Raw genomic sequence first — 26,185 nt, 5'->3', positions numbered from 1 at the left:
CCCCGTCCAAGATCCTCGGCCTACAGCCACTCGCCCCGCCCGGTCCCCACCGCCTCGGCGACGTGGCCGAACCCGTGCCTCTCCAGCAGCGCGTCCAGCCCCCGCGCGATGTCCCCCGCGAGGCCCAGGCCCCCATAGGCCAACGCGGTGTAAAGCTGCACGGCGCTCGCCCCGGCGCGGATCTTGGCAAAGGCCGCCTCGGCCGAATCCACCCCGCCCACGCCGATCAGCGGCAGCTGGGTCAGCGTCGAGAGCCGCGCGAGCACCCGCGTCGATCGCTCGAACAAGGGCGCACCGGACAGGCCGCCCGTCTCCCCCGCGTGCGCCCCGCGCAGGCCGTCGCGCGCCAGCGTCGTGTTCGTCGCCACGATCCCGGCGATCCCGGCGGCGTTCGCCACCTCGGCCACGTCCGCCAGCTCGTCGTCGCTCAGGTCGGGCGCGACCTTGAGGAGGACGGGGATGCGGTGGGGCAGGTGCTCGCGCGTCTCCATGACGCGGGCCAGCAGCGCCGCCAAGGCCGCCCGGCCCTGGAGGTCGCGCAGGCGTTCCGTGTTGGGCGAGGACACGTTGACGGTGGCGAAGTCGGCGAAGGGTCCGAGCTGCGCCAGGACCAGCGCGAAGTCGCCCGCGCGGTCGGCGCTGTCCTTGTTGGCCCCGAGGTTCACGCCCAGCACCAGCCCCGGCGGCCGGGTGCCCAGGCGGTCGCCCACCGCCTCCATGCCGTCGTTGTTGAAGCCGAAGCGGTTGATGACGGCCCGGTCCTCGGGCAGCCGGAACAGGCGGGGCTTGGGGTTCCCCTCCTGCGGGCGCGGCGTCACCGCCCCGACCTCGGCGAATCCGAGCGGGCTGCGGGCGAGGCCCCGCAGCGCGACGGCGTTCTTGTCGAAGCCCGCCGCCACGCCCACCGGGTTCGGCAGCGACAGGCCCGCGACCGTGGTCCGCAGCCGCGCCGAGGTCACGGGCCCGCCGAAGGGCCCGAGCCCCGCCCGCAGCGCGAGGAGCGCGAGGCCGTGCGCCGTCTCCGGGTCCAGCCGTTGCAGGGCGCGCAGGCCCGCCTGCTCCAGGTCGCGGATCACAGCGGCGGAAAGACGTGCCGGCCCTCCACCAGGGGCAGCTCCTGGTGGAAGGTCACGTCCTCGATGGCGAGATCGCGGTAAAGGTGCGGAAAGAGCTGCCCGCCCCGCGACGGCTCCCACCGGATCGCCGGCACAAGGCGCGTCCGGTCGAGCGTCAGGAGCATCAGCCCCGGTTCGCCCGCGAAGTGCTTGGCGGCGGTCTCCTCCACCTGCTCGGCGGTGGACAGGTGGACGTAGCCGTCGGCGAGGTCGGCGCGCGAGCCGGCGAAGCGGCCCCTGGCGGCGAAGTCCACCCATTCGGCGGCGCGGAGGAGCTTGTAGAAGGCCATGTCGGGGTCATGCCGGTGTCGCGCGGGGTGGTCAAGGATTGTTCGCCCATGGGGTGATTCGTTAACCTTTCGCCTGTAGGGTCGTCCTCTCGACAGCGCCTTCGGGCGAACCAGATCTCGGCTCAACACCAACAGGAGGGACATTCGATGCGACATCTCTGCACCGCCGGCACGCTCGCGCTCGTGGCCTCTTCGCTGGCCTCCGGGGCCTGGGCCGACTTCACGCTGACGATCCTGCACACCAACGACTTCCACGACCGGTTCGAGCCGATCAACGGCACCGATTCGACCTGCCAGCCCGAGGAGGCGGCGGCGAACGAATGCTTCGGCGGCGTCGCGCGCCTGCTGACGGCCGTGCGCGACGCGCGAGGGCGGGCCGAAAACAGCGTGCTCCTCGACGCCGGCGACCAGTTCCAGGGATCGCTCCTCTACACGCAGTACAAGGGCGCGATGTCCGCCGAGTTCATGCCGCTCCTGGGCTATCAGGCCATGGCGGTCGGCAACCACGAGTTCGACGACGGCCCCGCCGTCCTCGGCCCCTTCATCGACGCCCTGGGCCTTCCGGTCCTGTCCGCCAACATCGACGCGAGCCGCGAGCCGCTGCTCGCCGGCAAGGTCGCCCCGTCCACGGTGATCGACGTGGGCGGCGAACGCATCGGCGTCGTGGGCCTGACCACGACCGAGACGCCCGAGATCGCCTCGCCCGGACCCAACGTCAACGTCCTCCCCTACGACGCCGCGCAGCAGGCCATCGACGAGCTGACGGCGCAGGGCGTGACCAAGGTCATCCTGCTGTCCCATGCGGGCTACGCCGACGACCAGGCCCTGGCCCAAAGCCTGACCGGCGTGGACGTGATCGTCGGCGGCCATTCCCACACCCTCCTGTCCAACACCGAGGACGGGGCGGCGGGCCCCTATCCGACGATGGTGAACGGCGTGCCCATCGTCACCGCCCGCTCCTACGGCAAGTATCTGGGCGAGCTGACCGTCACCTTCGACGACGAAGGCAACGTGACGGCGGCAAGCGGCGACCCGATCCTGCTGAACGCGAGCGTCGCCGAGGACGAGGCCGCCCGCGCCCGCGTGACCGAACTCGCCGCGCCCCTGGAGGAGCTGCGCGCGCAGGTGGTGGCCGAGACCGCCGGCGCCATCGACGGCGAGCGGGAGAGCTGCCGCGCCGTCGAATGCGAGATGGGCAACCTCGTGGCCGAGGCGATGCTCGCCCGCGTGGCCGACCAGGGCGTGACCATCGCCATCGCCAACGGCGGGGGCCTGCGCGCCTCCATCGACGCCGGCCCGGTCACGATGGGCGAGGTCCTGACGGTGCTGCCGTTCCAGAACACGCTGTCCACGTTCCAGGTCTCGGGCGAGGCTGTGGTCGCCGCGCTGGAGAATGGCGCGAGCCAGATCGAGGAGCAGGCGGGCCGCTTCGCCCAGGTGGCGGGGCTGAGATACGCCATCGACCTGTCGCAACCGGCCGGGAGCCGGGTGTCCGACGTGCAGGTGCTGATCGGCGGCGACGCCTGGGGCCCCATCGACCCGGCAGCGACCTATGGCGTGGTGTCCAACAACTACGTCCGCAGCGGCGGCGACGGCTTCGCGATGTTCGTGGACGCCGCCAATGCCTACGACTTCGGCCCCGACCTCGCCGACGTGACGGCCGAGTATCTGGCGGCAAACCAGCCCTACGCGCCCTTCACCGACGGCCGCATCACCGTCACTGGCACCGCTGCCCCGGTCGCCGAGGAAGCCGCCGCGACGCCCGAGGCCGCGCCCGCCGAGGCCACGGACATCGCGGCGATCTCGCCGCTGGTGCTCCGCTACTCGTGCGAGGACGGGCGCGTGGTGGACGCGGCCTTCCTGGCGCTCGGCGACCGCGACCTCGCCGTCCTGAGCCTCGACGGCGCCGAGCCGGCACTCCTGACCATCGCCGCATCGGCCAGCGGCGCGCGCTACGTGGGCGCGGGGCTCCAGTGGTGGGGCAAGGGGCAGGACGAGGCTATGCTCGCGCCCCTGGCCGAGGGAGAGGACATCGCCTCCGCCGCCGGCACGACCTGCCGGGCCGACCAGCCCGCCACGCCCTGACGGGTCTTGCGGTGGCGCGGGGTCCGCGCCACCTATCCCCCATGTGCGGACGCATGGTCATCACGCTGCCCCATGACGCGATGGCGCGGCTCTTCGCGGCCTCTCCGGCCAACGACCTGCCGGAGGTGCCCAACTACAACGTCTGCCCGACGCAGCGCATCGCCGTCTGCACGGCGGAGGAGGGGCGCAGGCTCTACCGCCCGATGCGCTGGGGGCTGGTGCCCGCGTGGTACAAGGCCCCAAACGACGGCCCGCTCCTCATCAACGCGCGGAGCGAGACGGTGGCGGAGAAGCCCGCCTTCCGGCAGGCGGTCCGCGAAAGGCGTTGCCTCGTGCCGGCGACGGGCTTCTACGAATGGGAGCGAAGCGACCCGAAGACGCCGCTGCCCTGGTACGTCACGCGGACGGACGGCGCGCCGATGGTCTTTGCCGGGCTGTGGCAGGACTGGGGTCCGGCCGAGGCGCGGATGAGCACGGTCGCCGTCGTGACCTGCCCGGCCAACGCGCAGATGTCGGCGGTCCACCACCGCCTGCCGGTGATCCTGGAGCCGGAGGACTGGGCGCTCTGGCTGGGCGAGGCGGGCAAGGGCGCGGCGCGGCTGATGCAGCCGGTCGAGGACGGGGCCTTGGCGATGGTGCGGGTGGGGACGGAGATCAACTCCTCCCGCGCTGTGGGGGAGGGGCTCATCGTGCCGGTGCCGATGAACCCGGCCTGACGGGGTTGCGCGTCCCACCCCAGGCGTCCTATATCGGCCCCAGCGCGGGCGTTGTGTAATGGTAAGACCCTAGCCTTCCAAGCTAGAGACACGGGTTCGATTCCCGTCGCCCGCTCCAAATCCCTTTCATATGCCGTTCGTTCCGTTCCACGCCCCGCGCTGGCGTGGCGAAAGGGCATCGCGCGGGCTTTCCACGCTCGAAGCGGGGCTTCGATTCCGGATGCTCGCTCTGGTGGTTCAGCGCGCCTCGTCCGGGTTGAGGCGGATCAGCGCGGCATTGAGCGCGGCGGCAACGCTCACCCAGGCGAGGTAAGGGACGAAGAGGAGCCCCGCGAGGGTCGAGACGCGCCAGTGGGCGACGGTCGCGCCGAGGACGGCGAGCCAGAGCAGGCCGATGACGGCGAGGCCGAGCCGGAGGCGGCGCTGGCCGAAGACCGTGGGCGTCCAGAGCGTGTTGGCCGCGATCTGCAGCGCCCAGAACGCCAGCGCCGTCGTCGCCCCCGGCCCGCCCAGAGTGGCGACGCGCGCTCCGGCGATGGCCATGAACAGGTAGAGCGTGGTCCAGGCCACCGGGAAGGCCCAGTTGGGCGGCGTCCAGTCGGGCTTCCGCAGGCGGGCATACCAGTCGCCCGTCGGGAACAGGTAGCCGGTCAGGCCCGCGCAGAGGCAGGCCAGGAGGAAGATGAGGAACAGGAGCATCGCCGTCGCCCTTCGTGGTCGCGTCCGAGCTTGCCCGACCCGCAAGGGGACGGCAAGCGCGCGGCTCAGCGGCCGTCGTCGAAGCCGTGCATCCGGTGCGCCCATTGATAGCCGACGATGGCCCCCTTGAAGCGCGGCAGCAGCCAGAGCGACAGGCCCACGGCGAAGACCGTGAGGATGGTGGCAAAGACCAGCGGCTCGGGGCGGAAGGTCACCCAGACGAAGTGCATCAGGAAGGCGATCAGGTGGCCCACGACCAGAATCGTCAGGTAGGCCGGGCCGTCGTCGGCGCGGTGGTGCCTGAGCACCTCGCCGCAGGAGGCGCAACAGTCGGCGACCTTGAGGTAGCCGTCGAAGAGACGCCCCTCGCCGCAATGGGGGCAGCGGCGGAGGACGCCACGGCGCACGGCTGTCCAGACCGGCCGGTCCTGGGGGACGGCGATGATCCGGTCGGCCGTGGCCGTGGTGGCGGGATCGTCCATGACGGACCTCGTGAACCAGGGAGCTTGCGTTGATCTGAACGCTCGGCCGGGCTTTGGGAAGGGTCGGGAGGTCCGTTGCGTCGCCATGTCGCGACCGGCGGAACGCAGGGTCACGGATGCGTGGGAACCGCGACGGAAGCCGGCGGGCGCGCCGTAGAAGGTCCAGAGCCGGCCGGGAGGGCCGGTGTTCCGAACAGGAGACGACGCATGAGACGGACGATTGTGATGGCGGGCCTGCTGGCCGGGCTGGCGGGAACGATGGCCTTGGCGCAGGCGACGGCACCTGCCCCCGACGCTCCCCCGCCGCCCGCGCCGCCGGCCGCGCAAGGCGACGTGCCCCCGCCGCCCCCGCCGGGCGAAGACCCCGGCCCGCATGGCGACGGCCCGCGCGGCGACGTTCCGGACGGCCCCGGGATGGCGGCGATCGGTCTCGCGCCGCTCGAGTCCTACGACACCGACGGGAACGGCCTGGTGACGCAGGAGGAGATCGAGACCCGCAAGGCCGAGCGCTTCGCGACCGCCGACGCGAATGGCAACGGCGCGCTCTCGGCCGAGGAGCTGGTCGCGCTGGAGGACGCGATCCGTGAGGAGATGCGGCTTTCGCGCGCCCAGCGGGCCGTCGAGCGGATGGATGACAACGGCGACGGCCTCCTGCAGGCCGAGGAGATCGAGGCCCGCACGCCGCGCCTCGCGCCGATCTTCGACCGGCTCGACGCGGACAACGACGGCAGCATCTCCCTGGAGGAGATGGAAGCCGGGCGGCCGGAGCGGGGCGAAGGCCCGCGCGGTCGTGGCCCGCGCGACTGACGACATGACGGGGCGGCCCGGATCGGCGGACGCCGGTCCGGGCCGCCGCCTGCCCGCTTTACGGCCCGCCCCCGATGTATCAGAACCCGAGGGCCATGCCTTCCGCGTTCCAGCCTGTTCCGGCCTTGGCCATCCCCCAGGGCGACCGCGAGGGGGCTCTCCTCGTGGCCTATGCCAACGGGGACCCGGAGGCCGCGCGGGAGATCATGGCGGCCTTGGCGCCGCGCGTGCTGGCGCAGGCGCTTCGAATGCTGGCCGACCGGGCCGAGGCCGAGGACGTGACGCAGGACGCCTTCTTGCGGCTCTGGAGGATCGCGCCGGAATGGCGGCAGGGCGAGGCGAAGGTCTCGACCTGGCTGCACCGGGTGACGGCCAACCTCTGCACCGACCGGCTGCGGCGCAGGCGGCGGTCGGTGGGCCTCGACGAGGTGGCGGAGCCGGAGGACCCGGCGCCTTCGGTTGCCGCGCGGATGCAGGGCGAGGCGCGGCTGCGGGCGCTGTCGGATGCGCTGGCGCAACTGCCCGAGCGGCAGGCGCAGGCGGTGTCGCTCCGGCATCTGGAGGGATTATCGAACCCCGAGATCGCCGCCGTGATGGAGATCGGGGTGGAAGCGGTGGAGTCGCTCACCGCGCGGGGGAAGCGGGCATTGGCCGCGCTGCTGCGCGGGCGCAAGGCGGAGTTGGGCTATGACGAGGATTGAGACCGGCGCGGACGGTGGGCGGGAGCTGGACGACCTTCTCGCGGAGGCGCGAGCGCTGGAGGTCGTGCCATCCGCGGCGCTCTGGGCGCGGCTCGCCGCCGACGCGGAGCGCGAGAGGCCCCGGCCCAGGACGGTCGTTCCGGCGGTCCCTCCCGCGCCCGGTGGGTGGCGCGGCTGGCTGCGGCTGCTGGGCGGCTGGCCTGCGGTGGGGGGCTTCGTCGCCGCGACCCTGGCCGGCATCTGGATCGGCGCGGCGCCGCCCACCGGCGTGTCGTCGGTCCTCCCCAGTCTTTGGGGCGAGGACGTGAGCGTTGCCTTGGGGGTCGATGAGGACCCCCTGAGCCTTCTGGAGGGCTGAGACTTGACCGACCCATCGCCCGCGACGACGCCCGCCATGCCTACGGGGCCGGTGCGTTGGCTCCTGATCGCGTCGCTGGCCCTGAACCTCTTGGTGGCGGGGTTGCTCCTCGGCTCCCTGATCTTCGACGACGGGCCTGGGCGCGGGCCACGCCCGGTGGAGCTGGCGCTCGGTCCTTTCGCCCGTGCGCTGGACGAGGAGGACCGGCACGCCATCCTGGAGTCCCTGCGCGACCGGCCGGACCTGCGGCCGATGCGGGGCGAGGAGCGCGAGGCCGCCTTCGCCGACATCCTGGCCGCCGTGCGGGCCGAGCCCTTCGACCCCGCCCGCGCCGGCGCGGCGCTGGCCGCGCAGTCGTCGCGGGTGGAGGCCGTGCAGGCCGCGGTGCAGGCGGAGCTGCTGGAGCGGCTCCGGGCCATGACGCCGGAGCAACGGGCCGCCTTCGCCGAGCGGCTGGACTCGGAGCTGCGCCGCGGCCCCTCCGGAAAGGGGCCGAGGGACTAGATCAGACCCCGAGGCACCAGCGTATGACGGCCTTCTGCGCGTGGAGGCGGTTCTCGGCCTCGTCGAAGATCACCGACTGCGGGCCGTCCATCACCGCGCTCGTCACCTCGTCCTCGCGGTGCGCGGGGAGGCAATGCATGAAGAGCGCGTCGGGCTTGGCGGCGGCCATCAGGCGCTCGTTGACCTGATAGGGGCGAAGCTGATTGTGCCGCCGCTCCTTGGCGGATTGCGGGTCGTGCATGGAGACCCAGGTGTCGGTCACGATGAGGTCGGCCCCCTGCACGGCCTGGAAAGGGTCGCGCACGATCTCGGCCCGGGAGCCCTTGGCGCGGGCGAAGTCGAGATGGGCGGCTTCGGGGTCGAGCGTCGGCGGGCCGGTGAAGGCGATGTCGAAGCCGAACTGCCCGGCCGCCTGCGCCCAGGAGGCGAAGACGTTGTTTCCGTCGCCGGACCAGACCACCTTGCGGCCCGCGATGGGGCCGCGATGCTCCTCGTAGGTCATCACGTCGGCCATGATCTGGCAAGGGTGCGTGCGGTTCGTCAGGCCGTTGATGACGGGCACCGTCGCGTGCTCGGCCATCTCCAGGAGGACCGCCTCTTCGAAGGTGCGGATCATGATGAGGTCCACGTAGCGCGACAGGACGCGAGCGGTGTCGGCGATCGTCTCGCCATGCCCGAGCTGCATGTCGGCGCCCGAGAGGACCATCGTCTCGCCGCCCATCTGGCGCACGCCCACGTCGAAGCTGACGCGGGTGCGGGTCGAGGGCTTCTCGAAGATCAGCGCCACCATGCGGCCCTTGAGCGGCTGCTCGTCGTCGGCGCTGCCCTTGGGGCGGCCATTGCGCGCGGCCTTCATGGACTGGGCGTGGTCGATCATCGCCCGGAGATCCTGGGGCGTGGTCTTGTCGATGTCGAGGAAGTGGTTCATCGCGGCTCTCTTGCGGAGGCGCCGGGGGCTGTCTGCCCCCGGACCCCCGAGGATATTTCAGGTCAGAAGATGGAATTAGGCGGGTGTCAGCGAGGACGCGGCGGCGTCGAGGCGTCGGAGCGCCTCGGCGATATCCTCGTCGGGGATGTTGAGCGCGGGCAGGAGGCGCACGACGTTGTCGGCGGCACCGACGGTGAGGAGCCCTTGGGCGTAGCCAGCCTGGACCACCTCGGCGGGAGCGACCTTGCACTTGAGGCCCAGCATCAGACCCGCGCCGCGCACACCTTCGAACACGTCGGGGTGCGAGGCCACCAGCCCTTCGAGCCCCTGGCGGAAGAGCGCGCCCTTGCGGCGGACCTCCGACAGGAAGGCGTCGTCGGCGACGATCTCCATGACCCGCGCGCCCACGGCGCAGGCGAGAGGATTGCCGCCGTAGGTGGAGCCGTGCGTGCCGACGGTCATGCCGGAGGCGGCCCGTTCGGTCGCGAGCACGGCGCCGAGGGGGAAGCCGCCGCCGATGCCCTTGGCGACCATCATGATGTCGGGCGCGACGCCCGCCCATTCGTGAGCGAAGAGCCGGCCCGTCCGGCCCATGCCGCATTGCACCTCGTCGAGGATCAGGAGCGCCCCGGTCTCGTCGCAGAGGTCGCGCAGGCCCTTGAGGCAGACGTCGGGCAGGGGGCGGATGCCGCCTTCGCCCTGGATGGGCTCGATCATCACGGCGCCGACATCGGGCTCGCCGATGGCTTTTTCCAGCGCCTCGTGGTCGCCCCACTTCAGTTGCGTGAAGCCGGGGAGGAGGGGGCCGAAGCCCTTGGTCATCTTCTCGGAGCCGGCGGCGGCGATGGCGGCGGAGGAGCGGCCGTGGAACGCGCCCTCGAAGGTCAGGATGCGGGTGCGGTCGGGGTGGCCGGCGTCGTGCCAGAACTTGCGGGCCATCTTCACGGCCAGTTCCGCCGCCTCGGTGCCCGAGTTGGTGAAGAAGACGGTGTCGGCGAAGGTCCTGTCCACCAGCAGCGCGGCGAGCCGCTCCTGCTCGGGGATGCGGTATAGGTTGGACAGGTGCCAGACCTTGCGGGCCTGATCCGTGAGGGCCTGCGTCAGGTCGGGGTTGGCGTGGCCCAGGGCGTTCACGGCGATCCCGGCGCCGAGGTCGAGGTAGCGGCGGCCGTCCTCGGCCACGAGCCAGGAACCCTCGCCGCGCTCGAAGGTCAGGGGCGCGCGGTCGTAGGTGGGCAGGACGGCAGGGATCATCGGACATACCCCGGAAATGGGAGGCCCTTCGGTGCCGGAGGGCTGGATGGGTGTCAACGGGAAGGGCGAGCGGGAACGGTCCCCAGGGGGACGGACGGTCAGCGTCGGCGTCGGAGGGCGCGGGTCCGGCTCATGGGAGCGGGCCTTAAAGGCCGGTGCGGGGCGATGCAAGGTCAGACCTCCACCCAGATCGTCACCGGGCCGTCGTTGACGAGCGACACCTTCATGTCGGCGCCGAAGCGGCCGCGCGCGGTGGGGATGCCGAGCGCAGCGACCTCCTCCGCGAACATCTCGTAGAGGCGCTCGCCCTCGGCGGGCGGCGCGGCGGTGGAGAAGCCGGGTCGGTTGCCGCGCGAGGTGTCGGCGGCGAGGGTGAACTGGCTGACCACCAGCGCCGCGCCGCCGGTGTCCTTGAGGGAGCGGTTCATCTTGCCGTCCGCGTCCTTGAAGATGCGGAGCTTGGACAGCTTCTCGGCCATCGCGCGGGGCTTGGCATCGTCGTCGCCCTGCATGGCGCAGACGAGGATCAGGAGGCCGGGGCCGATCTCGCCCAGGGTCTCGCCGTCCACGCGGACGGCGGCCTCGCTCACCCGTTGGACGAGAGCCCTCATAGCTCGTGCGCCCAGGGGGGGTTGGCGCCGGGGCGGCTGACGGTGATGGCGGCGGCCTTGACGCCCAGGGCAAGGGCGTCGCGCAGGGCGTCCTCGTCGAGGGTGCGGAGCGCGGGCTTGGAGAGCTGCCCGGCCTTCCAGAGCGCCGTGAGCAGGCCGGCGTTGAAGGTGTCGCCCGCGCCCACGGTGTCGGCCACGGTCACGCGGGGGGCGGGGACGTGGACGTAGCCGGAGGGCGTGTGGCCGGTCGCGCCGCGCGCGCCTTCGGTGACGCAGACGAGGCTGGGGCCCATGGCCAGGATCGCGCGGGCGTGGTCGTGGCTGTCGCCGGGGCCGAGGAGCCAGTGCAGGTCCTCGTCCGACAGCTTCACGATGTCGGCGCGGGCGAGCATCCGGTCGATGCGGGCGCGGTAGGTGGGTTCGTCCGTGATGAAGGACGGGCGGATGTTGGGGTCCAGCATCGTCACGCGGCTGGCGGATTCGCGAGCCTGGAGCGCCTCGTAGGCGTGGGCCGCGGGCTCGCCCACCAGGGAGATGCCGCCGAAGAACAGGGCCTGTATGTCCGGACTTAAGTCCGGCAGGTCGTCGGGGGAAAGCATCCGGCCGGCGGTGTTCTCGTCGTAGAAGGTGTAGGTGGCGTGGCCGTCGGTGAGGCGCACGAAGGCCAGCGTCGTCGGGCGCGGCGAGACGTGGGCGGGGGAGGTGTCCACCTGCGAGTCGGCCAGCACCTTGCGGAGCAGGTCGCCGAACAGGTCGGACGACAGGCCCGAGAAGAAGCCCGACGGCGCGCCCAGGCGGCCGACCGCGATGGCCGTGTTGAACACGGCCCCGCCCGCATAGGGGGCGAAGGCGGCTTCATTGGCCAGTGTGGTGCGGGGCAGCATGTCGATCAGCGCCTCGCCGCAGGACAGAATCATCGAATCACCTTCTCTCGTTTCGGGACGTTCATCATAGCCGATAAGGATTAACGAACCGTGATGTAGCCATTCGCCGCCGCCCATTGATAGACGAGCGCCGCAGCGCCGGCGAGGATCAGCGCGGCGAGGATCGCGAAGAAGATCTTCCATCGGGACCAGGGACGCTCGCCCTGCACCTTGCCGGTCTGGCCGTTGACGACGAAGCGGAAGCTCTGGTCCTGGAACCTGTAGGCGGCCATCCAGACGGGAAGGAGGACGTGCTTGAAGGTCACGTCCGAGATCTCGGTGCGCTTGCCGGTGATGCGCTGGTGGTCGCCGCCGATGTCGCGGCGGATGTCGAGCTCGATCACCGCGTCCATCTTGGCGCGGGCGAGGGTGAAGCCGTCCTCAAGGTCGACGTGGTAGCCCTCGGCGGCGAAGCCGGACAGGTAGTCGGGGCGATAGGGGGCGAGGGCCGCGAGGTCCCAGGGCTCCAGCCCGTCGGTGTGCTCGCGCGGGAGCGAGGTGGAGGCCAGAACGAGCACGTCGTTGAAGAAGCGCGACACGCGGCCGGCGACGGAGCGCCAGCGGGTGCGCCGCTCCTGCACGGTCTGGGTCTTGCCGTTGATGGTGACGGTGCGGGACACGTAATAATCGTCGCCGCGCTGGCCCCGGTAGTCGGTCGCGGTGTCGGCGTCGAAGGTCCAGTAGGGCACATAAATGCCGTCCATCCGGCGCCCCCGGCGGGCGTAGTCCTGCAAGCCGTTGGGCGCGAACCAGAGGCTGCCGAGCCAGTTCGTCATCGCCTCGCGCGCCTGCGCTTCGGAAAGCTGGAAGGGGATGACGGCGGCGGGCTTGACGTGGCGGTGGACGCCGGTGTGCGTCACCAGCGGCGTCGCGCAGAAGGGGCAGAGCGTGGCCTGCACGCCTTCGGAGAACTCGGTCTCGGCCCCGCAGTTGGGGCACTTGAGGACGCGCGTCTCCTCGTAGGTGGCGCCGCGCCGCATCCGGGCGACGGTGGCGGAATAGTCGATCTCCTGCAGAGCCTCGGAGACGTCCTCGGCGTCGCCTTCGGGGATTTCCTGGACGTGGCCGCAGTAGGGGCAGGCGAGAGAGGTCTGGCCCGGCGCGAAGACGAGCTGCGCGCCGCAGCTCTCGCAGGGGAAGCGGTGGTCGGGCATGGGGTCTCCGGGTGGGACGTGCCGGGGTTATGGTCCGCGCGACGAGGCGGGCGCAACGCCCGCCCCGTGCGGGGGTTTGGGTCCGGTCAGTCAGCGGGCGGGGGCGGCGGAATCTGGGCGAGGAGGGCGGCCAGCGCGGGAACCTCGCCGGCCCTGGTCCAGCCCTCCTGGCCGGGGGTCCAGACGTGGGTCTCGCGGGTGAGGGTCCCTTCGCGCGCCATGCGGCGGAGGTCGTCGGTGCCGAAGGGGCCGGTGGTCTGGCCGTCGTCGGCGAGGTGCCATTGCGCCTCGGCGGGCGGGGGCGGCGGTGGGGCGGTCGGCGCGGCGGCGGGCTCGGCGGGGCGGGCGCCCCAGGGGCCGGCGGCGGCGCCCATGCCGAGGCCCATGCCCATGCCGAGGCCCGCGCCCATGCCGCCCGAGGGGTTGGCGGCGGCCTTGGTCATCGCCTCGGCGGTGGAGAACTGCGTGAAGCGGTCGAGGTCGCCGACGATGCCCATGGAGGTGCGCTTGTCGAGGACGCGCTCGACCTCCTCGGGCAGGGAGATGTTCTCGATGTAGAACTCGGGCAGCGTCAGGCCGTAGCCCTGGATCGTGGGGGCGATGGCGTCACGGACGATCTTGGCCAAGTCTCCGGTGTTGGCGGCCATGTCGAGGACCGGGATCTGCGAGGCGGCGAGCACCCGGCTCGCCTCCTGCACGACGACGTTGCGGATCTGGGCGTTCACCTCGTCGGTGGTGAACTCGCCGTCGGTGCCGACGATCTCCTTGAGGAAGGTGCCGGGGTCGGTCACGCGCATGGCGTAGGTGCCGAAGGCGCGGAGGCGCACGGGGCCGAACTCGGGGTCGCGGCACAGGATGGGGTTCTTGGTGCCCCACTTCTGGTCGTTGAAGCGGGTGGTGTTGACGAAGTAGACCTCGGACTTGAAGGGGCTCTGGAAGCCGCTCCTCCAGTTCTGGAGCGAGGTCATGATCGGCAGGTTGTTGGTTTCCAGCTCGTAGAGGCCGGGCCCGAACACGTCGGCGAGCTGGCCCTCGTGGACGAAGACGGCGGCCTGCCCCTCGCGCACCGTGAGCTTCGCGCCGTACTTGATCTCGTTGCCGTAGCGCTCGAAGCGCCAGACCATCGTGTCGCGGGTGTCGTCCGTCCAGGCGATGACGTCGATGAACTGGCCGGACAGGAAATCGAAGATGGCCATGGGCGGCTCCTCCGCAGGTGGGGGCCGGGTCGTGGGGCCTCGGCCGATGGCGGGAATATAGGCCCGCCCCGGTCCCCGCGCCACGGGAGGTTTCCTCAGACGGGGCCGCCGCCCATCATCTCGGCGGCGAGGGGCCGCACGACGGGCTCGGCCTCCTCCAGCGTCATGCCGGTGCGGAGGCGCGGGTCGTAGAGCATCCTGAGCAGCAGCTCGTCGTGGCGGGTGAGGAGGCCGAACTCCTCGTCGTCGTTGAAGATCGACGGGCGGGCCTTGGGGCTGTCGTTGGCGAGGCCCATGCCCTGCGCCAGCTCCTCGTGGATGCAGGCGGTGCGGAGGAGGTCCGGGTGCTCGGCCCGGATGAGGGCCACGGCCTGGCTGTAGCCCGACCCCTCGCCGGTGCCGAAGGCGATGACGAGGCAGAGCGTGGAGCGCGGCAGGTTGACGAAGGCGCGGACCGAGGAGTCGGCGATGCCGGGCACCATGTCCCGAAGCTGGGCCCCGAAGTCGCGGCGGTCGTCCTCGCTCAGGACGGCGACGTGGAAGTTGGCGTCCTTGTCCACCTGCTCGATGGGGACGCCGGTGAGGCGGGACAGGCGCGCGGCGTAGGCGGCGACGCTGGCGCGGTCCTTGACCGCCTGGTCGGCGGCGACGGAGGGGCCGAAGACCATCTGCATCCGGATCGGCCGGTCCCAGCGGCGCAGCATGGCCTGGCGCGGGTCGGGCGCGGCGGTGTCGGCGCCCTGCACGTATTCGTCGAAGAGCGCGATGGCGATGAAGTTCCGCGCCAGCATCGTGTCGGTGAAGGGCGTGTCGGGGCCGCCGGCGTCGCCGCGCAGGAGGCCCTGGGCGAGCAGGTCCTCCTGGAGGCGCTCGTAGTAGCGTGCCAGTTCCAGGCTTTCGAGCGAGGGCGGGCGCGGGGTGGCGGGCTCGGGCGGGGCGGCCTTGGGCTCCGGGGCGGGGGGCGGCGCGGCGGGGCGCACGGCGGGGGGACGGGCGGGCGGCTCGGGTTCCTCGGGCCTCTCGCAGGCGGACAGCGCCAGCAGCCCCGCGAGCGCGACGGACAGGGTGCGGCGAAGGCTCACGGATCGTCCCCCTTCGGGCTGCTCGGGTCTCAGCGCCGGGGGGGGCGGCCCACCGACTCGCCTCCGCCCGTGCCACGGGCTTTGGCAGAGGCGAGCGTCGCCTTCAACTCCTGCTCCATGCGTTCCAGCTCCTGTTCCGCCGCGGCGCGGCGGGCCTTGCCCTGGTCGGCGATCTGGAGCGATTCGTCGATGGTGGCGATCAGGTTGGCGTTGGCGGCCTGCACCGCCTCGATGTCGAAGACGCCGCGCTCCAGCTCGGTGCGGATGGCCTTGTTGGCGGTCCGCAGGTTCTCGGCGTTGCGGGTGAGGAGGTCGTTGGTCAGGTCGTTGGCCTCGCGCACCGCGCCCGCCGCCTCGGAGGAGCGTTGCAGGGTGATCGCCTGGGCGAGCTGCTGCTCCCAGAGGGGGACGGTGTTGACGAGGGTCGAGTTGATCTTGGTGACGAGGCTCTTGTCGTTCTCCTGCACGAGGCGGATGGAGGGGAGCGACTGCATGGTGACCTGCCGCGTCAGCTTGAGGTCGTGGACGCGGCGTTCGAGGTCGTCGCGGGCGGAGCGGAGGTCGCGCAGCTCCTGCGCCTCCATGACGGCCTGCTCCTCGGGGGCGGCCTGGACCTCGCGCTCCTTGGCGGGGATGGTCGTGGAGTCCAGCTCCTGCAGCTTGGCCTCGCCGGCGGCGATGTAGAGCGCGAGTTCGTCGTAGAAGGCGAGGGTCTTGTCGTAGAGCTGGTCCAGCGCCTCGATGTCCTTGAGGAGCTGGTGCTCGTGGCGGAGGAGGTCGTCGGTGATCTTGTCGATCTGGCCCTGCACCTCCTCGAAGCGGGCGGCGAACTTGGCGATGGGGGCGGCGCGGCCGGTGATCTTCTCCCAGAAGGACCGCTCGCGGCGCACGTCCAGCTCCTCGGTGGAGAAGCCCCGGATCGCCGAGACCATGTCGCGGAGCGCGTTGCCGGCCGGGCCCACGTCCTTGTTGCGGACGCCCTGGAGCATCGACTGGCTGATCTGCTGGAGCTCGCCCTGGGCCTTGGAGCCGAAGGAGACGATGGAGCCGGTGTTGGAGATGTCCAGCTCGGCCATGCGGCGGCGGATCTCCTCGCCGGCCTGGGGGCTGGCCTGCGCCAGTGGCGTCACGGCCGAGGCCGGAGCGGGCTCGGGCAGGATGGCGGAGGTGACCTTCTCGACCTCGGCGAGGGTCGCCTCGGCCGCCTTGCGGGTGGTGTCGGACATCGCGGTGCTCCCCTTACTGTTCGGTCGTGACGCCCTCGCGGGCGAGGCGGTCGCGGAGGACCTTGATCTCCAGGTCCATGGATTCGCGCCCTCCCTCGAGAAGCTGGGTGGTGCGCTGGGCGAAGTTGGCCTCCAGGTCGCCCAGGAGCGCCTCGTAGTCGGCGCGGGCCCGGGCGTCGCGGGTGCGGGCGTAGAGGTCGGCGAAGCGGATCGTCGCGTCGCGCGCGCCGAGGAGGTAGACGACCAGATACTTGCGCGCGGAGGTCAGGTCGCGCGGGTCCTCCTCGACGGTGGCGATCATGCGGCGGGCCAGCGCCTCGAAGCCCGCGACGCGGGTGGCGAGCGCGCGGTCGCCCAGGGCGCCGATGCGGTCGCGGATGGTGGCGAGGTGGGCCTCTGCCTCCTCGACCACGCGGGCGACGCGGTCCTGCTGGAAGCTGTCGATGCCCTCCACCCGCTTGTCGCGCAGGGGGTCGAGGCCGAAGGCGGCGAGGTGGAGACCCCCGGCGGCCAGCGCGTAGAGGAGGCCGCCGCCGAGGTCGGTCCCGCCCGCGAGCGCGGCGAGCAGCGCGCCCCCGCCGGCGAGGACGGCGGCCAGCATCTTGCGCGGCAGGATGGGCCGGCGGGCGGCGGGGCGGGCGTCGTAGGCGGCCTGGGCGCGCAACCCTTCGCGCAGGAGCCAGGCGCCGAGGGCCAGGACCGCCGCCGCGCCGAGGCTGAGGACCAGCACCTCGGGCCCGCCGAAGAGGCCGGTGAAGGCGGCGAGGGCGGGCGGCACGAACAGGAGGTTCGCGCGCGCGCCGGCGGCGTCCACGCGGCGCGAGCGGGCCTGCGCCTCGCGCAGCGCCTCGGCCTGCGGGCCTTCGGCCTTCGCGCCGGGGCTGTAGCGGCCGCCGAAGCGTCGGGCCATCAGACGGGCCCCAGCCAGCCGCTCGTCAGGCCGGCGAGCAGCAGGAGCAGCAGGACATAGGCGGTGGTGCGGACGGCCTTGGGCATCCGGTCCTCCCTGATGGGGGTCATCGGGGCGGGTGCCGGGGCGGCGAGCGCCCGGAACGCCGTCGCGGCGGCCGCGATGGCGAGGGCCAGGGCCGCGAACAGCATCAGAAGAAGGATCAGCCGCGCCATGCCCCATCATCCCCGAGCCGGCCCCCGATCACAAGCGATCGATCGGGGGCGGCAGGAGGTATGTAGACAGCGGCGCGTCCCGTTCAACGACCCGACCCGATCCGGACGGGCCGGATCGGGAGGCCGTCAGCCCTTGCGGGGCTTGGGGCCGCCGGAGCGGGGCTTGAATCCGCCCTCGCGCGCCGGGCCGCCGCGCTGCGGGCGGTCGCCCTCCGGACGGGGCGCGAAGCCGCGCCGGTCGCCGCCGCCGAACTTGGCCCCGGGTTTCGAGTCGGGCCTGGCGCCGAAGCGGGCCGGGCGGTCGCCGTCGCGCGCGGGGCGGCGGTCGTCCCCGCCCTCGCGGGGCTTGTAGGGCCGCGCCGGACGGTCGCCGTCCCGGGCCGGGCGGCGGTCGTCGCCCCCCTCGCGCGGGACGCGCGGCTTGTAGGGACGCGCCCCCCGATCCTCGCCGCCACCCTCGCGCGGCTTGAAGGTCCGGGGCGGGCGGGCGTCGTCGCCGCCCTCGCGGGGGAAGCGCGGCTTGTAGGGGCGCGGCGGCCGGTCGCCGTCGGTGCGCTGCGGCCGGTCGGCGAAGTCGCGGCGGGGCTTGTCCCCGAAGTCGCGGCGCGGGCGGTCGCCATCGGCGCGCGGTGGCCGGTCGTTGTCGAAGCGCCGGGCCGGGCGGGCGTCGTCGCCGTCGCGCCGGGGCGGGCGGTCGTTGTCGAAGCGACGCGGAGGCCGGTCATCGCCGTTCCGGCGCGGAGGCCGTTCGTTGTCGAAGCGGCGGGGCGGGCGGTCGTCGCCGTCGCGGCGCGGGGGCCGGTCGTTGTCGAAGCGGCGCGGGCGGTCGCCTTCGGGGCGCGGGGGCCGGTCGCCGAAATCGCGGCGCGGCTTGTCGCCGAAGTCCCGGCGGGGACGGTCGGCGTCGCCCTCGCGGGGGGGGCGGTCATTGTCGCGATGGCTGCGGAAGCCCTCGGCGCGGCGGGGCCGGTCCTCGCCCTCGCGGGGCGGTCGGCCGTGGCTCTTGTAGCCAGGGGCGCGGGGACGGTCGCCCTCGTCCCGGCGCGGGCGTTCCTCGTCCCGCGCCGGGCGGGGAGCGTCGTCGCTCCGCATCCAGGTGCGGGCCTTGGCGAAGGCGCTGGGGGCCGAGGGCTTGCGCGCCGGACGGGCCGGGCGGGCGTCCTCGCCGCGCGCCTTGACGCTGGACCGGATCTCGCGCTTGACCGTCGCGCCCTCGGGGCGGCGAGGGGCGAGGCGGTCGCGCGCGGGGCGATCCTCGGGCGCGTCGTCGCGGACGGGCATCGCGTCGGGCTCGGGCTTCTTGCGGGCGGCGGGCGCGGGCTTGCCCAGGCCGAGCTGGTCGCGGACGATCTTGGGCCGGACCTCCTCCACGTCGCCGATGGGCAGGTCGCCCAACTGGAACGGGCCGTAGCTGACGCGGATGAGCCGGTTCACGGTGTAGCCCAGATGCTCCATCACGCGGCGGATCTCGCGGTTCTTGCCCTCGCGGAGCGTGAGGGTGAGCCAGGCGTTCGAGCCCTGCTGGCGGTCGATCTCGACCTCCATGGGCTGATACTCCATGTCGTCCACGGTGACGCCCCGGCGCAGCGGATCCAGGTCGGCGTTCGTGGGCGTGCCGTGGATGCGGACGCGGTAGCGGCGGCTCCAGCCGGTCGAGGGCAGCTCCAGCCGGCGCTTGATCTCGCCGTCGTTGGTGAGGAGCAGGAGCCCCTCGGAGGTGATGTCGAGGCGGCCCACCGACATCACGCGCGGCATGTCGTCGGGAAGATCTTCGAAGACCGTCGGACGGCCTTCCTCGTCGGATTCGGTGGTCACGAGGCCGGCGGGCTTGTGGTAGAGCCAGAGGCGCGTCGCCTCGGCCTCGGCTACGGGGATGCCGTCCACGGCGATGCCGTCGGTCCCGGTGATGTTGAGGGCGGGCGTGGCGACGATTTCGCCGTTCAGGGTCACGCGGCCTTCGAGGATCAGCTTCTCCACGTCGCGGCGGGAGGCCACCCCCGCGCGGGAAAGGACCTTGGCAATGCGCTCGCCTTCGCCCGGGGCGCCGTCGGGGGTCTTGTCATCTGTGCTCATCGGGCGCCCATAACGGTTATGGCTCCTCCACGCCAGAGGAGCCTTGGGTAGATAGGGGGGCTGCGACGAAGCGCCATGACGTTCACGAGCCACATGGGGGCGGCGCTGGCCGAGGCGCGGGCGGCGGGAGGGCGCGGCGAGGTGCCGGTGGGGGCCGTCGTGGTGGCGCCGGACGGGCGGGTGGTCGCCATGGCGGGGAACCGGACGCGGGAGTTGCGCGACCCGACGGCCCACGCCGAGATGCTGGCGATCCGGGCGGCCTGCGCGGCGGCGGGGTCGGAACGGCTGGTCGGCCATTCGCTCTGGGTGACGCTGGAGCCGTGCCCGATGTGCGCCGCCGCCATCGGCTTCGCGCGGATCGGGCGGCTGTATTTCGGGGCGGAGGACCCGAAGTCGGGGGGCGTGCTGCACGGGCCGCGCGTGTTCTCGCATCCGCAGGCGCATCACGCGCCCGAGGTCTATGAAGGGATCGGGGCCGGAGAGGCGGGGGCGCTGCTGCGCGGCTTCTTCGCCAGCCTTCGCGGGATTTGATCGAACGCGGACTCGCCTTCGCTTGCGGGATCGGGAATCCTTGTGCGAAGGGATTCGCCTGCCATGAGCCTGCCCCCTGGATTCCTCGAAGAGCTTCGGAACCGCCTGCCGCTCGCCCGCGTGGTGGGGCGCAAGGTCCTATGGGACGCGCGCAAGTCGAACCAGGCCAAGGGCGACTTCTGGGCGCCGTGCCCGTTCCACCAGGAGAAGTCGGCCAGCTTCCACGTCGATGACCGGAAAGGCTTCTATTACTGCTTCGGCTGCCACGAGAAGGGCGACGCCATCTCGTTCGTGACGAGGACCGAGAACGTGTCCTTCATCGAGGCGGTGGAGATCCTGGCGCGCGAGGCGGGGATGCCGATGCCGGCGCAGGACCCCCGCGCGGCCGAGAAGGTGTCGCGCAACACGCGGCTGGCCGAGGTCATGGAGATGGCGGTGCAGCATTACCGGCTGCAACTGGGGACCAAGGGGGCGGACGGCGCTCGGGCCTATCTCGCCCGGCGGGGGCTGTCGGAGTCGGCGCAGAAGCGGTGGGAGATCGGCTGGGCCGGGGACGACCGGCATGGGATGGCGAAGGCGCTCAAGGCCAAGGGCGTGACGGACGACCTGCTGCTGGAGGCCGGGCTGACCGGCGAGGGGCAGGGCGGGACCTATGACCGCTTCTGGGGGCGCATCATCTTTCCGATCCGCGACGCGCGGGGGCGGGCCATCGCGCTCGGGGGGCGGTCGCTCGATCCGAACGCGCGGGCCAAGTATCTCAATTCGCCGCAGACGCCTCTGTTCGACAAGGGGCGCAACCTGTTCAACCATGGCCCGGCGCGGGAGGCGGCGGGGAAGGGCGCCCAGCTCATCGTGGCCGAGGGCTACATGGACGTGATCGCGCTGGTGGAGGCGGGGTTCAAGGGCGTGGTCGCGCCGCTGGGCACGGCGATCACCGAGGATCAGCTCGGCCTCCTGTGGCGGATCGCGGACGAGCCGGTGCTGGCGCTGGACGGCGACGCGGCGGGGGTGCGGGCGGCGATGCGGGTGATCGACCTGGCGCTGCCGAGGCTGGAGGCGGGGAAGGGGCTGCGCTTCGCGCTGCTGCCGGGGGGGCAGGACCCGGACGAGCTCATCAAGGCCAAGGGCGCGGCGGCGATGCAGGCGGTGCTGGACGCGGCGCAGCCGATGGTGCGGCTGCTGTGGCAGAGGGAGACCGAGGGCAAGGTCTTCGACAGCCCGGAGCGGAAGGCGGCGCTGGACAAGGCGCTGCGGGCGGCGATCGCCACGATCCGCGACCCGTCGATCCGGGGGCATTACGGCGAGGAGATCAAGCGGCTCCGGCAGGAGCTGTGGGGGCAGGCCGCGCGGCCGTTCCGGCCGTATGAGCGGCGCCTGGGACGGGACGGGCGCGACGCGCGGGGGCGGATGGGGCCGGTCGTGGCCACGCCCTCGGCGAAGGCCTCGCCGCTGGCGGCGGCGGGCGACGGGGTGCGGAACATCCTGTGGGACGTGCTGCTGGCCGGGGCGCCGGGCGCGTCGCCCGACGACGAGCTGCGGCGCAACGTCTTCGCGATCCTGCTGGTGACGCCGGCGCTGATCCCCGACTTCGCCCAGGACATCGAGGGGATGGACTGCCCCGATCCTGGCCATGCCGCGCTGCGCGACGGGCTGCTGCGGCACGCGGGCGCGCCGGACCTGCGCGCGGCGCTGGCGCGCGAGATCGGGGGGGACGGGGTTGAAAGCCTGCTCCGCGCCGCCCACATCCTCGCCATCCGACCCCCGGGCGAGACCGAGGCCGCGCGCCTCGACCTTGCCGAGGCGCTGGCGAAGCTGGCGGCGCGGCGAGGCTATATCGACGCGGTGCGCGAGGGCGAGGACGACATCACCGGCGGGCAGGCCGACGAATGGCTGACGCGGCGCCTGGGCCAGGCGGCGGCCGAGGTGGACGCCACCCGCCGCAAGGAGGCCGAGGACACGCGGGAGGTCGTCGTCGCCCCCAACGGGCTGTCGCTGGACAAGGACGAGAAGGAACGATCCGCCCAGGTCTTCTCCGGCATCGACTTCAGCCGGGGCGGGCGCGGCGGGCGCGCTTGACGAATCAGTGTCGCCGACGCAAGTGGCGGGACTTTGAAGAATCACTATATGCCGGTTGCGAATCACCCGAGAGGTCGGTTGATTCGCGGAATGCCCGAATCACCCGAATCACCCCCGACGAGGGAGCGCCCCATGGCCAAGGACAGCGACGACCACCAGAAGGACGACTCCGACGACGGGGACATCTCGCTCGACATGAGCCAGGCCGCGGTCAAGAAGATGATCGCGGAGGCGCGCGAGCGGGGCTACATCACCTACGACCAGCTCAACTCGGTGCTGCCGCCCGATCAGGTCTCCTCGGACCAGATCGAGGACGTGATGTCCATGCTCTCGGAGATGGGCATCCAGGTCACCGAGAACGAGGAATCCGAGGAGGTCGAGGAGGATTCGCGGTCCCGCGAGGTGGCCGTGGTGGGCGGCAACCGCGACGTGGCGCTGGCGGGCGGCGAGGCCGAGAAGCTCGACCGCACCGACGATCCGGTGCGGATGTACCTGCGCGAGATGGGCTCGGTGGAGCTTCTGTCGCGCGAGGGCGAGATCGCCATTGCCAAGCGGATCGAGGCGGGCCGGAACACGATGATCGCCGGGCTCTGCGAGAGCCCGCTGACGTTCCAGGCGATCACCATCTGGCGCGACGAGCTGCTGTCCGAGGACATCCTGCTGCGCGACGTCATCGACCTGGAGGCGACCTTCGGCAACCAGCTTGGCGACGATGCGGGGCTGGAGCCGCTGGTCGAGGCCGACGGCGTGTCGGCCGGGCCGCGTCCTGCCTCCTCGGGGCCGGAGTTCGACGCCGACGGCAACGAGATCGCCCGCGAGGACGACGAGGACGACGACGACCAGTCGAGCATGAGCCTCGCGGCCATGGAGGCGGCGCTGAAGCCGCGCGTGCTGGAGACCCTGGAGTCCATCGCCCGCGACTTCGGGATGCTGTCGGACATGCAGGACGCCCGCATGTCGGCGACGCTGAACGAGGACGGGTCGTTCTCGAAGCTCGACGAGGAGACCTACCAGAAGCTGCGGTCCGAGATCGTGGCGATGGTGAACTCGCTTCACCTGCACACGAACCGCATCGACGCGCTGATCGACCAGCTCTACGGCATCAACAAGCGGATCATGACCATCGATTCGGCGATGGTGAAGCTGGCCGACCAGGCCCGCATCAACCGGCGCGAGTTCATCGACGAATACCGGGGGAGCGAGCTCGACCCCGCCTGGCTGGACCGGATGGGCCAGAAGGCGGGCCGGGGCTGGGCGATGCTGCTGGAGCGGTCGCGCGAGAAGATCGAGGAGCTGCGCGGCGAGATGGCCCAGGTCGGCCAGTATGTCGGCGTGGACATCAGCGAGTTCCGCCGCATCGTCCAGCAGGTCCAGAAGGGCGAGAAGGAGGCCCGGCAGGCCAAGAAGGAGATGGTGGAGGCGAACCTCCGGCTCGTCATCTCCATCGCCAAGAAGTACACGAACCGCGGATTGCAGTTCCTTGATCTCATTCAGGAAGGCAACATCGGCCTGATGAAGGCCGTGGACAAGTTCGAGTATCGGCGGGGCTACAAGTTCAGCACTTACGCGACGTGGTGGATCCGGCAGGCGATCACGCGGAGCATCGCCGATCAGGCCCGGACCATCCGCATCCCGGTCCACATGATCGAGACGATCAACAAGCTGGTCCGCACGGGCCGCCAGATGCTCCACGAGATCGGCCGCGAGCCGACGCCCGAGGAACTGGCCGAGAAGCTCCAGATGCCGCTGGAGAAGGTCCGCAAGGTGATGAAGATCGCCAAGGAGCCGATCTCCTTGGAGACGCCCATCGGGGACGAGGAGGACTCGCAGCTCGGCGACTTCATCGAGGACAAGAACGCGATCCTGCCTCTGGACTCGGCCATTCAGGAGAACCTGAAGGAGACGACGACGCGGGTGCTGGCGTCGCTGACGCCGCGCGAGGAGCGGGTGCTGCGGATGCGGTTCGGCATCGGGATGAACACGGACCACACCCTGGAGGAGGTGGGCCAGCAGTTCAGCGTGACGCGCGAGCGGATCCGGCAGATCGAGGCCAAGGCGCTGCGGAAGCTGAAGCATCCGTCGCGGAGCCGGAAGCTGCGGAGCTTCCTGGATCAGTGAGACGAGAGGGCGCCCCGAGGGGCGCCTTTTTCGTTTGGGACCTTGCGCCGGTCGAAGGGACGGGAGCGGAGCGGTGGCCGCGCCATCGACCTGTCGCAGGGGCGGGGGCTTTGAACGGCCGCTTGGGGCATGCGTCCGAAGTCCGATGCCATGGGTCGGGGATCGACTGCGCGCACGGGGACCGTCCGCCGGGGCGGTTCGGGTCGCGTCGCGGGCGTCGCCCGTTGGAGGCCTTTCCCCCTAGCTCCGGCCCTCTGGCCGGCCGCGTCGGGGCTCCGTCCCTTGCCGCGCGGGGGTCCAGGGCCGCGCTCGATAAACAGCCATCTCCGGGGGAGGACCCCATCCCCTCCCTTGCCAGGGGAGGAGGCGGGCCACGGAGGCGGACACGGTCGAGGGTCGTCCCCGGGGCGGCGCGGGCCGTCCGACGCGCCAACCGGGGGCCGAGGGGCGCGAGTCGCGCTTCGGTCGTGGAGGAGGATCGCACAGGCGGATTGATGCAAGGTAAACAGACCGCGCGGTGGGTGTTGCGCGGTCCGGACAAGTTGCAAAGCGTTGGAAGATTGAAGGTTCTGACGCGGAGGGTGTTGCGTCGAATGGATGCGCGCGGGGCGAATCAGGGGTCGTTCGGGCGCTGGGCGCGGGAGGCGTCGGGAGAGTGAGGCGCGAAGCCGCGCGTGGTCCTGCGCCCCGAGTGTGGCGAGGCCCCCGGCGCAGGGCCAGGGGGACCTCTCCTCAGGCGTGGATCGCGCCGTCGCCGCAGGCCAGCGCGGCCTCGCGCACCGCCTCGCTGAAGGTCGGGTGGGCGTGGCAGGTGCGGGCGAGGTCCTCGGCCGCGGCGCCGAACTCCATGGCGACGGCGACCTCGTGGATCAGGTCGCCCGCCATCGGGCCGATCAGGTGCGCGCCGAGGATGCGGTCGGTCGTGGCGTCGGCCAGGATCTTGACGAAGCCCTCGCCCTGGAAGACGGCCTTGGCGCGGGCGTTGCCCAGGAAGGGGAACTTGCCCACCTTGTAGGCGCGGCCTTCGGCCTTGAGCTGCTCCTCGGTGAGGCCGACGGAGGCGACCTCGGGCGTGGTGTAGATCACGCTCGGGATCACGCCGTAGTTCACGTGGCCGTGCTGGCCGGCGAGGATCTCGGCGACCGCCGTGCCCTCGTCCTCGGCCTTGTGGGCGAGCATCGGGCCCTCGCGCACGTCGCCGATGGCGTAGATGCCCGGGACGGAGGTCGCGAAGCGGGCGTCGGTGGCGATCTGGCCGCGCGGGGTCATCTGGACGCCGAGCGCGTCGAGGCCGAGACCGTCCACGTAGGGCTTGCGGCCCGTGGCGACGAGGACCACGTCGGCGTCGAGGCGGGCCTCACGGCCATCCTTGCGCGACTTGTGGATGACGGTCGCGCCCGTGTCCGTCCGCTCCACCCCCTGCACGGCGGTGCCGAGGACGAACTGGAGGCCCTGCTTCTGGAGGAGGCGCTGGAACTGCTTGGACACCTCGGCGTCCATGCCGGGGGTGATGGCGTCGAGGTATTCGACGACCGTCACCTTGGTCCCGAGGCGGGCGTAGACCGAGCCCATCTCCAGCCCGATGACGCCGGCGCCGATGACGACCATCGTCGCGGGGATCGACGGGAGGGCGAGCGCGCCGGTGGAGGTGACGACCACCTCCTCGTCGATGGTGACGCCGGGGAGGGTCGAGGACTGCGAGCCCGAGGCGATGACGATGGCGCGGGCCTCGTGCGTCTCATCGCCGACCTTGACCTGGCCGGGGGCGGGGATGGAGGCGAAGCCCTTGATCCAGTCGATCTTGTTCTTCTTGAACAGGAACTCGATCCCGCCGGTGTTGGAGGCGATGACCTCGTCCTTGTAGCCCAGCATCCGGGCCCAATCGACCTTGGGCGGGTCCACCATCAGGCCCATGCGCGCGAAGTTGTGGTTGGCCTCGTGCAGCTCGTGCGTGGCGTGGAGGAGGGCCTTGGAGGGGATGCAGCCGACGTTCAGGCAGGCGCCGCCCAGCGTTGCGCGCCCCTCGGCCACGCCGACCTTGAGGCCCAGTTGCGCCGCGCGGATCGCGCAGACGTAGCCGCCGGGGCCTGCGCCGATCACGATGAGGTCGTAGGTGGCCATGGTAGTCTCC

Annotated in this window: 25 protein-coding genes, 1 tRNA gene and 1 pseudogene; 11 read left to right on the top strand and 16 right to left on the bottom strand. The window is 71.9% G+C overall.

Annotated elements, in window-relative coordinates; genetic code table 11:
• Window positions 1–20 precede the first annotated feature (20 nt).
• Both J2Z33_RS06015 and J2Z33_RS06010 read right to left on the bottom strand, forming a co-directional pair.
• A complete protein-coding gene (locus tag J2Z33_RS06015; RefSeq protein WP_209839336.1) occupies window positions 21–1,073 on the bottom strand; it encodes a quinone-dependent dihydroorotate dehydrogenase in 1,053 nt (350 codons plus the stop codon).
• Entirely contained in the window at window positions 1,073–1,405 is a 333-nt protein-coding gene (locus J2Z33_RS06010; RefSeq protein WP_209838921.1) for a DUF952 domain-containing protein, read from the bottom strand. The genes J2Z33_RS06015 and J2Z33_RS06010 overlap by 1 nt, the downstream gene beginning before the upstream one ends.
• Window positions 1,406–1,552: 147 nt before the next feature.
• On the opposite strand from J2Z33_RS06010, the pseudogene J2Z33_RS06005 reads away from it, so the two are divergent.
• The 4 genes and pseudogenes from J2Z33_RS06005 to J2Z33_RS05995 form a co-directional block, all read left to right on the top strand.
• A pseudogene (locus J2Z33_RS06005) lies at window positions 1,553–3,124 on the top strand (bifunctional metallophosphatase/5'-nucleotidase); the annotation flags it as partial.
• Between the two features lie 93 nt (window positions 3,125–3,217).
• Window positions 3,218–3,490 (top strand): MliC family protein, encoded by a 273-nt coding sequence (locus J2Z33_RS18245; protein WP_342454144.1) that lies wholly within the window; start codon window positions 3,218–3,220, stop codon window positions 3,488–3,490.
• 41 nt (window positions 3,491–3,531) lie between these two features.
• A complete protein-coding gene (locus tag J2Z33_RS06000; RefSeq protein ID WP_209838917.1) occupies window positions 3,532–4,206 on the top strand; it encodes an SOS response-associated peptidase in 675 nt (224 codons plus the stop codon).
• A 44-nt stretch (window positions 4,207–4,250) separates the two neighbouring features.
• Window positions 4,251–4,324, top strand: a tRNA-Gly gene (locus J2Z33_RS05995).
• A gap of 119 nt (window positions 4,325–4,443) precedes the next feature.
• Here J2Z33_RS05995 and tspO read toward each other — a convergent pair.
• Both tspO and J2Z33_RS05985 read right to left on the bottom strand, forming a co-directional pair.
• On the bottom strand, window positions 4,444–4,905 hold the full coding sequence (gene tspO / locus J2Z33_RS05990) for a tryptophan-rich sensory protein TspO (RefSeq protein ID WP_209838915.1): 462 nt from the start codon (window positions 4,903–4,905) through the stop codon (window positions 4,444–4,446).
• Window positions 4,906–4,970: 65 nt separating this feature from the next.
• Window positions 4,971–5,387 (bottom strand): DUF983 domain-containing protein, encoded by a 417-nt coding sequence (locus J2Z33_RS05985; RefSeq protein ID WP_209838913.1) that lies wholly within the window; start codon window positions 5,385–5,387, stop codon window positions 4,971–4,973.
• Between the two features lie 207 nt (window positions 5,388–5,594).
• Here J2Z33_RS05985 and J2Z33_RS05980 point away from each other — a divergent pair, with 207 nt between their 5' ends.
• The 4 genes from J2Z33_RS05980 to J2Z33_RS05965 all read left to right on the top strand — a co-directional run bounded on the left by J2Z33_RS05980 (window position 5,595) and on the right by J2Z33_RS05965 (window position 7,757).
• A complete protein-coding gene (locus J2Z33_RS05980) occupies window positions 5,595–6,194 on the top strand; it encodes an EF-hand domain-containing protein (RefSeq protein ID WP_209838910.1) in 600 nt (199 codons plus the stop codon).
• Window positions 6,195–6,289: 95 nt separating this feature from the next.
• The gene (locus tag J2Z33_RS05975; RefSeq protein WP_209838908.1) at window positions 6,290–6,895 is read left to right on the top strand and encodes an RNA polymerase sigma factor; all 606 of its coding nucleotides are present in this window, start codon (window positions 6,290–6,292) and stop codon (window positions 6,893–6,895) included.
• Window positions 6,882–7,253, top strand: coding sequence for a hypothetical protein (locus J2Z33_RS05970; RefSeq protein ID WP_209838906.1), 372 nt, complete (start codon window positions 6,882–6,884; stop codon window positions 7,251–7,253). The genes J2Z33_RS05975 and J2Z33_RS05970 overlap by 14 nt, the downstream gene beginning before the upstream one ends.
• A gap of 3 nt (window positions 7,254–7,256) precedes the next feature.
• Window positions 7,257–7,757, top strand: coding sequence for a periplasmic heavy metal sensor (locus J2Z33_RS05965; protein ID WP_209838904.1), 501 nt, complete (start codon window positions 7,257–7,259; stop codon window positions 7,755–7,757).
• 1 nt (window position 7,758) lies between these two features.
• Here the strand turns inward: J2Z33_RS05965 and argF are convergent, their stop codons facing one another.
• The 11 genes from argF to J2Z33_RS05910 all read right to left on the bottom strand — a co-directional run bounded on the left by argF (window position 7,759) and on the right by J2Z33_RS05910 (window position 19,329).
• Window positions 7,759–8,685, bottom strand: coding sequence for an ornithine carbamoyltransferase (gene argF, locus J2Z33_RS05960; RefSeq protein ID WP_209838902.1), 927 nt, complete (start codon window positions 8,683–8,685; stop codon window positions 7,759–7,761).
• Between the two features lie 75 nt (window positions 8,686–8,760).
• Window positions 8,761–9,939, bottom strand: a complete 1,179-nt coding sequence (locus J2Z33_RS05955; RefSeq protein WP_209838900.1) for an aspartate aminotransferase family protein — start codon at window positions 9,937–9,939, stop codon at window positions 8,761–8,763.
• Between the two features lie 173 nt (window positions 9,940–10,112).
• Window positions 10,113–10,550, bottom strand: coding sequence for a D-aminoacyl-tRNA deacylase (dtd, locus tag J2Z33_RS05950; protein WP_209838898.1), 438 nt, complete (start codon window positions 10,548–10,550; stop codon window positions 10,113–10,115).
• A complete protein-coding gene (locus J2Z33_RS05945) occupies window positions 10,547–11,467 on the bottom strand; it encodes a carbohydrate kinase family protein (RefSeq protein WP_209838896.1) in 921 nt (306 codons plus the stop codon). Before J2Z33_RS05945 ends, dtd begins: the two co-directional genes overlap by 4 nt.
• 47 nt (window positions 11,468–11,514) lie before the next feature.
• Entirely contained in the window at window positions 11,515–12,627 is a 1,113-nt protein-coding gene (locus J2Z33_RS05940; RefSeq protein ID WP_209838894.1) for a TFIIB-type zinc ribbon-containing protein, read from the bottom strand.
• Window positions 12,628–12,713: 86 nt separating this feature from the next.
• The gene (locus tag J2Z33_RS05935) at window positions 12,714–13,823 is read right to left on the bottom strand and encodes an SPFH domain-containing protein (RefSeq protein WP_209838892.1); all 1,110 of its coding nucleotides are present in this window, start codon (window positions 13,821–13,823) and stop codon (window positions 12,714–12,716) included.
• A 95-nt stretch (window positions 13,824–13,918) separates the two neighbouring features.
• Entirely contained in the window at window positions 13,919–14,905 is a 987-nt protein-coding gene (locus J2Z33_RS05930; RefSeq protein ID WP_342454136.1) for a DUF2927 domain-containing protein, read from the bottom strand.
• Window positions 14,906–14,934: 29 nt separating this feature from the next.
• Complete coding sequence (locus tag J2Z33_RS05925) at window positions 14,935–16,131, bottom strand: toxic anion resistance protein (RefSeq protein ID WP_209838890.1); 1,197 nt, start codon at window positions 16,129–16,131, stop codon at window positions 14,935–14,937.
• A 13-nt stretch (window positions 16,132–16,144) separates the two neighbouring features.
• Entirely contained in the window at window positions 16,145–17,041 is an 897-nt protein-coding gene (locus J2Z33_RS05920) for a 5-bromo-4-chloroindolyl phosphate hydrolysis family protein (RefSeq protein ID WP_209838888.1), read from the bottom strand.
• Window positions 17,041–17,256: a hypothetical protein gene (locus tag J2Z33_RS05915; RefSeq protein ID WP_209838886.1), complete on the bottom strand. Its 216-nt coding sequence runs from the start codon at window positions 17,254–17,256 to the stop codon at window positions 17,041–17,043. Before J2Z33_RS05915 ends, J2Z33_RS05920 begins: the two co-directional genes overlap by 1 nt.
• Before the next feature lie 126 nt (window positions 17,257–17,382).
• Window positions 17,383–19,329 carry a pseudouridine synthase gene (locus tag J2Z33_RS05910; protein ID WP_209838884.1) on the bottom strand — a complete coding sequence of 649 codons (1,947 nt, stop codon included), beginning with the start codon at window positions 19,327–19,329 and terminating at the stop codon, window positions 17,383–17,385.
• Between the two features lie 75 nt (window positions 19,330–19,404).
• Here J2Z33_RS05910 and J2Z33_RS05905 point away from each other — a divergent pair, with 75 nt between their 5' ends.
• From J2Z33_RS05905 to rpoD, 3 genes are all read left to right on the top strand, one after another.
• Window positions 19,405–19,860 carry a nucleoside deaminase gene (locus tag J2Z33_RS05905; RefSeq protein WP_209838882.1) on the top strand — a complete coding sequence of 152 codons (456 nt, stop codon included), beginning with the start codon at window positions 19,405–19,407 and terminating at the stop codon, window positions 19,858–19,860.
• Between the two features lie 63 nt (window positions 19,861–19,923).
• Window positions 19,924–21,936, top strand: coding sequence for a DNA primase (dnaG, locus tag J2Z33_RS05900; protein ID WP_209838880.1), 2,013 nt, complete (start codon window positions 19,924–19,926; stop codon window positions 21,934–21,936).
• A gap of 132 nt (window positions 21,937–22,068) precedes the next feature.
• The gene (gene rpoD / locus J2Z33_RS05895) at window positions 22,069–24,054 is read left to right on the top strand and encodes an RNA polymerase sigma factor RpoD (RefSeq protein ID WP_209838878.1); all 1,986 of its coding nucleotides are present in this window, start codon (window positions 22,069–22,071) and stop codon (window positions 24,052–24,054) included.
• Window positions 24,055–24,786: 732 nt separating this feature from the next.
• On the opposite strand, the gene lpdA is transcribed toward rpoD, so the two are convergent.
• Window positions 24,787–26,175 carry a dihydrolipoyl dehydrogenase gene (gene lpdA, locus J2Z33_RS05890; RefSeq protein WP_209838876.1) on the bottom strand — a complete coding sequence of 463 codons (1,389 nt, stop codon included), beginning with the start codon at window positions 26,173–26,175 and terminating at the stop codon, window positions 24,787–24,789.
• Window positions 26,176–26,185 lie beyond the last annotated feature (10 nt).

Origin of the sequence: Rubellimicrobium aerolatum (assembly GCF_017872975.1) — a bacterium.
Taxonomy (GTDB): Bacteria; Pseudomonadota; Alphaproteobacteria; order Rhodobacterales; family Rhodobacteraceae; genus Rubellimicrobium; species Rubellimicrobium aerolatum.
This window is presented reverse-complemented; position numbering and strand designations above follow the sequence as displayed.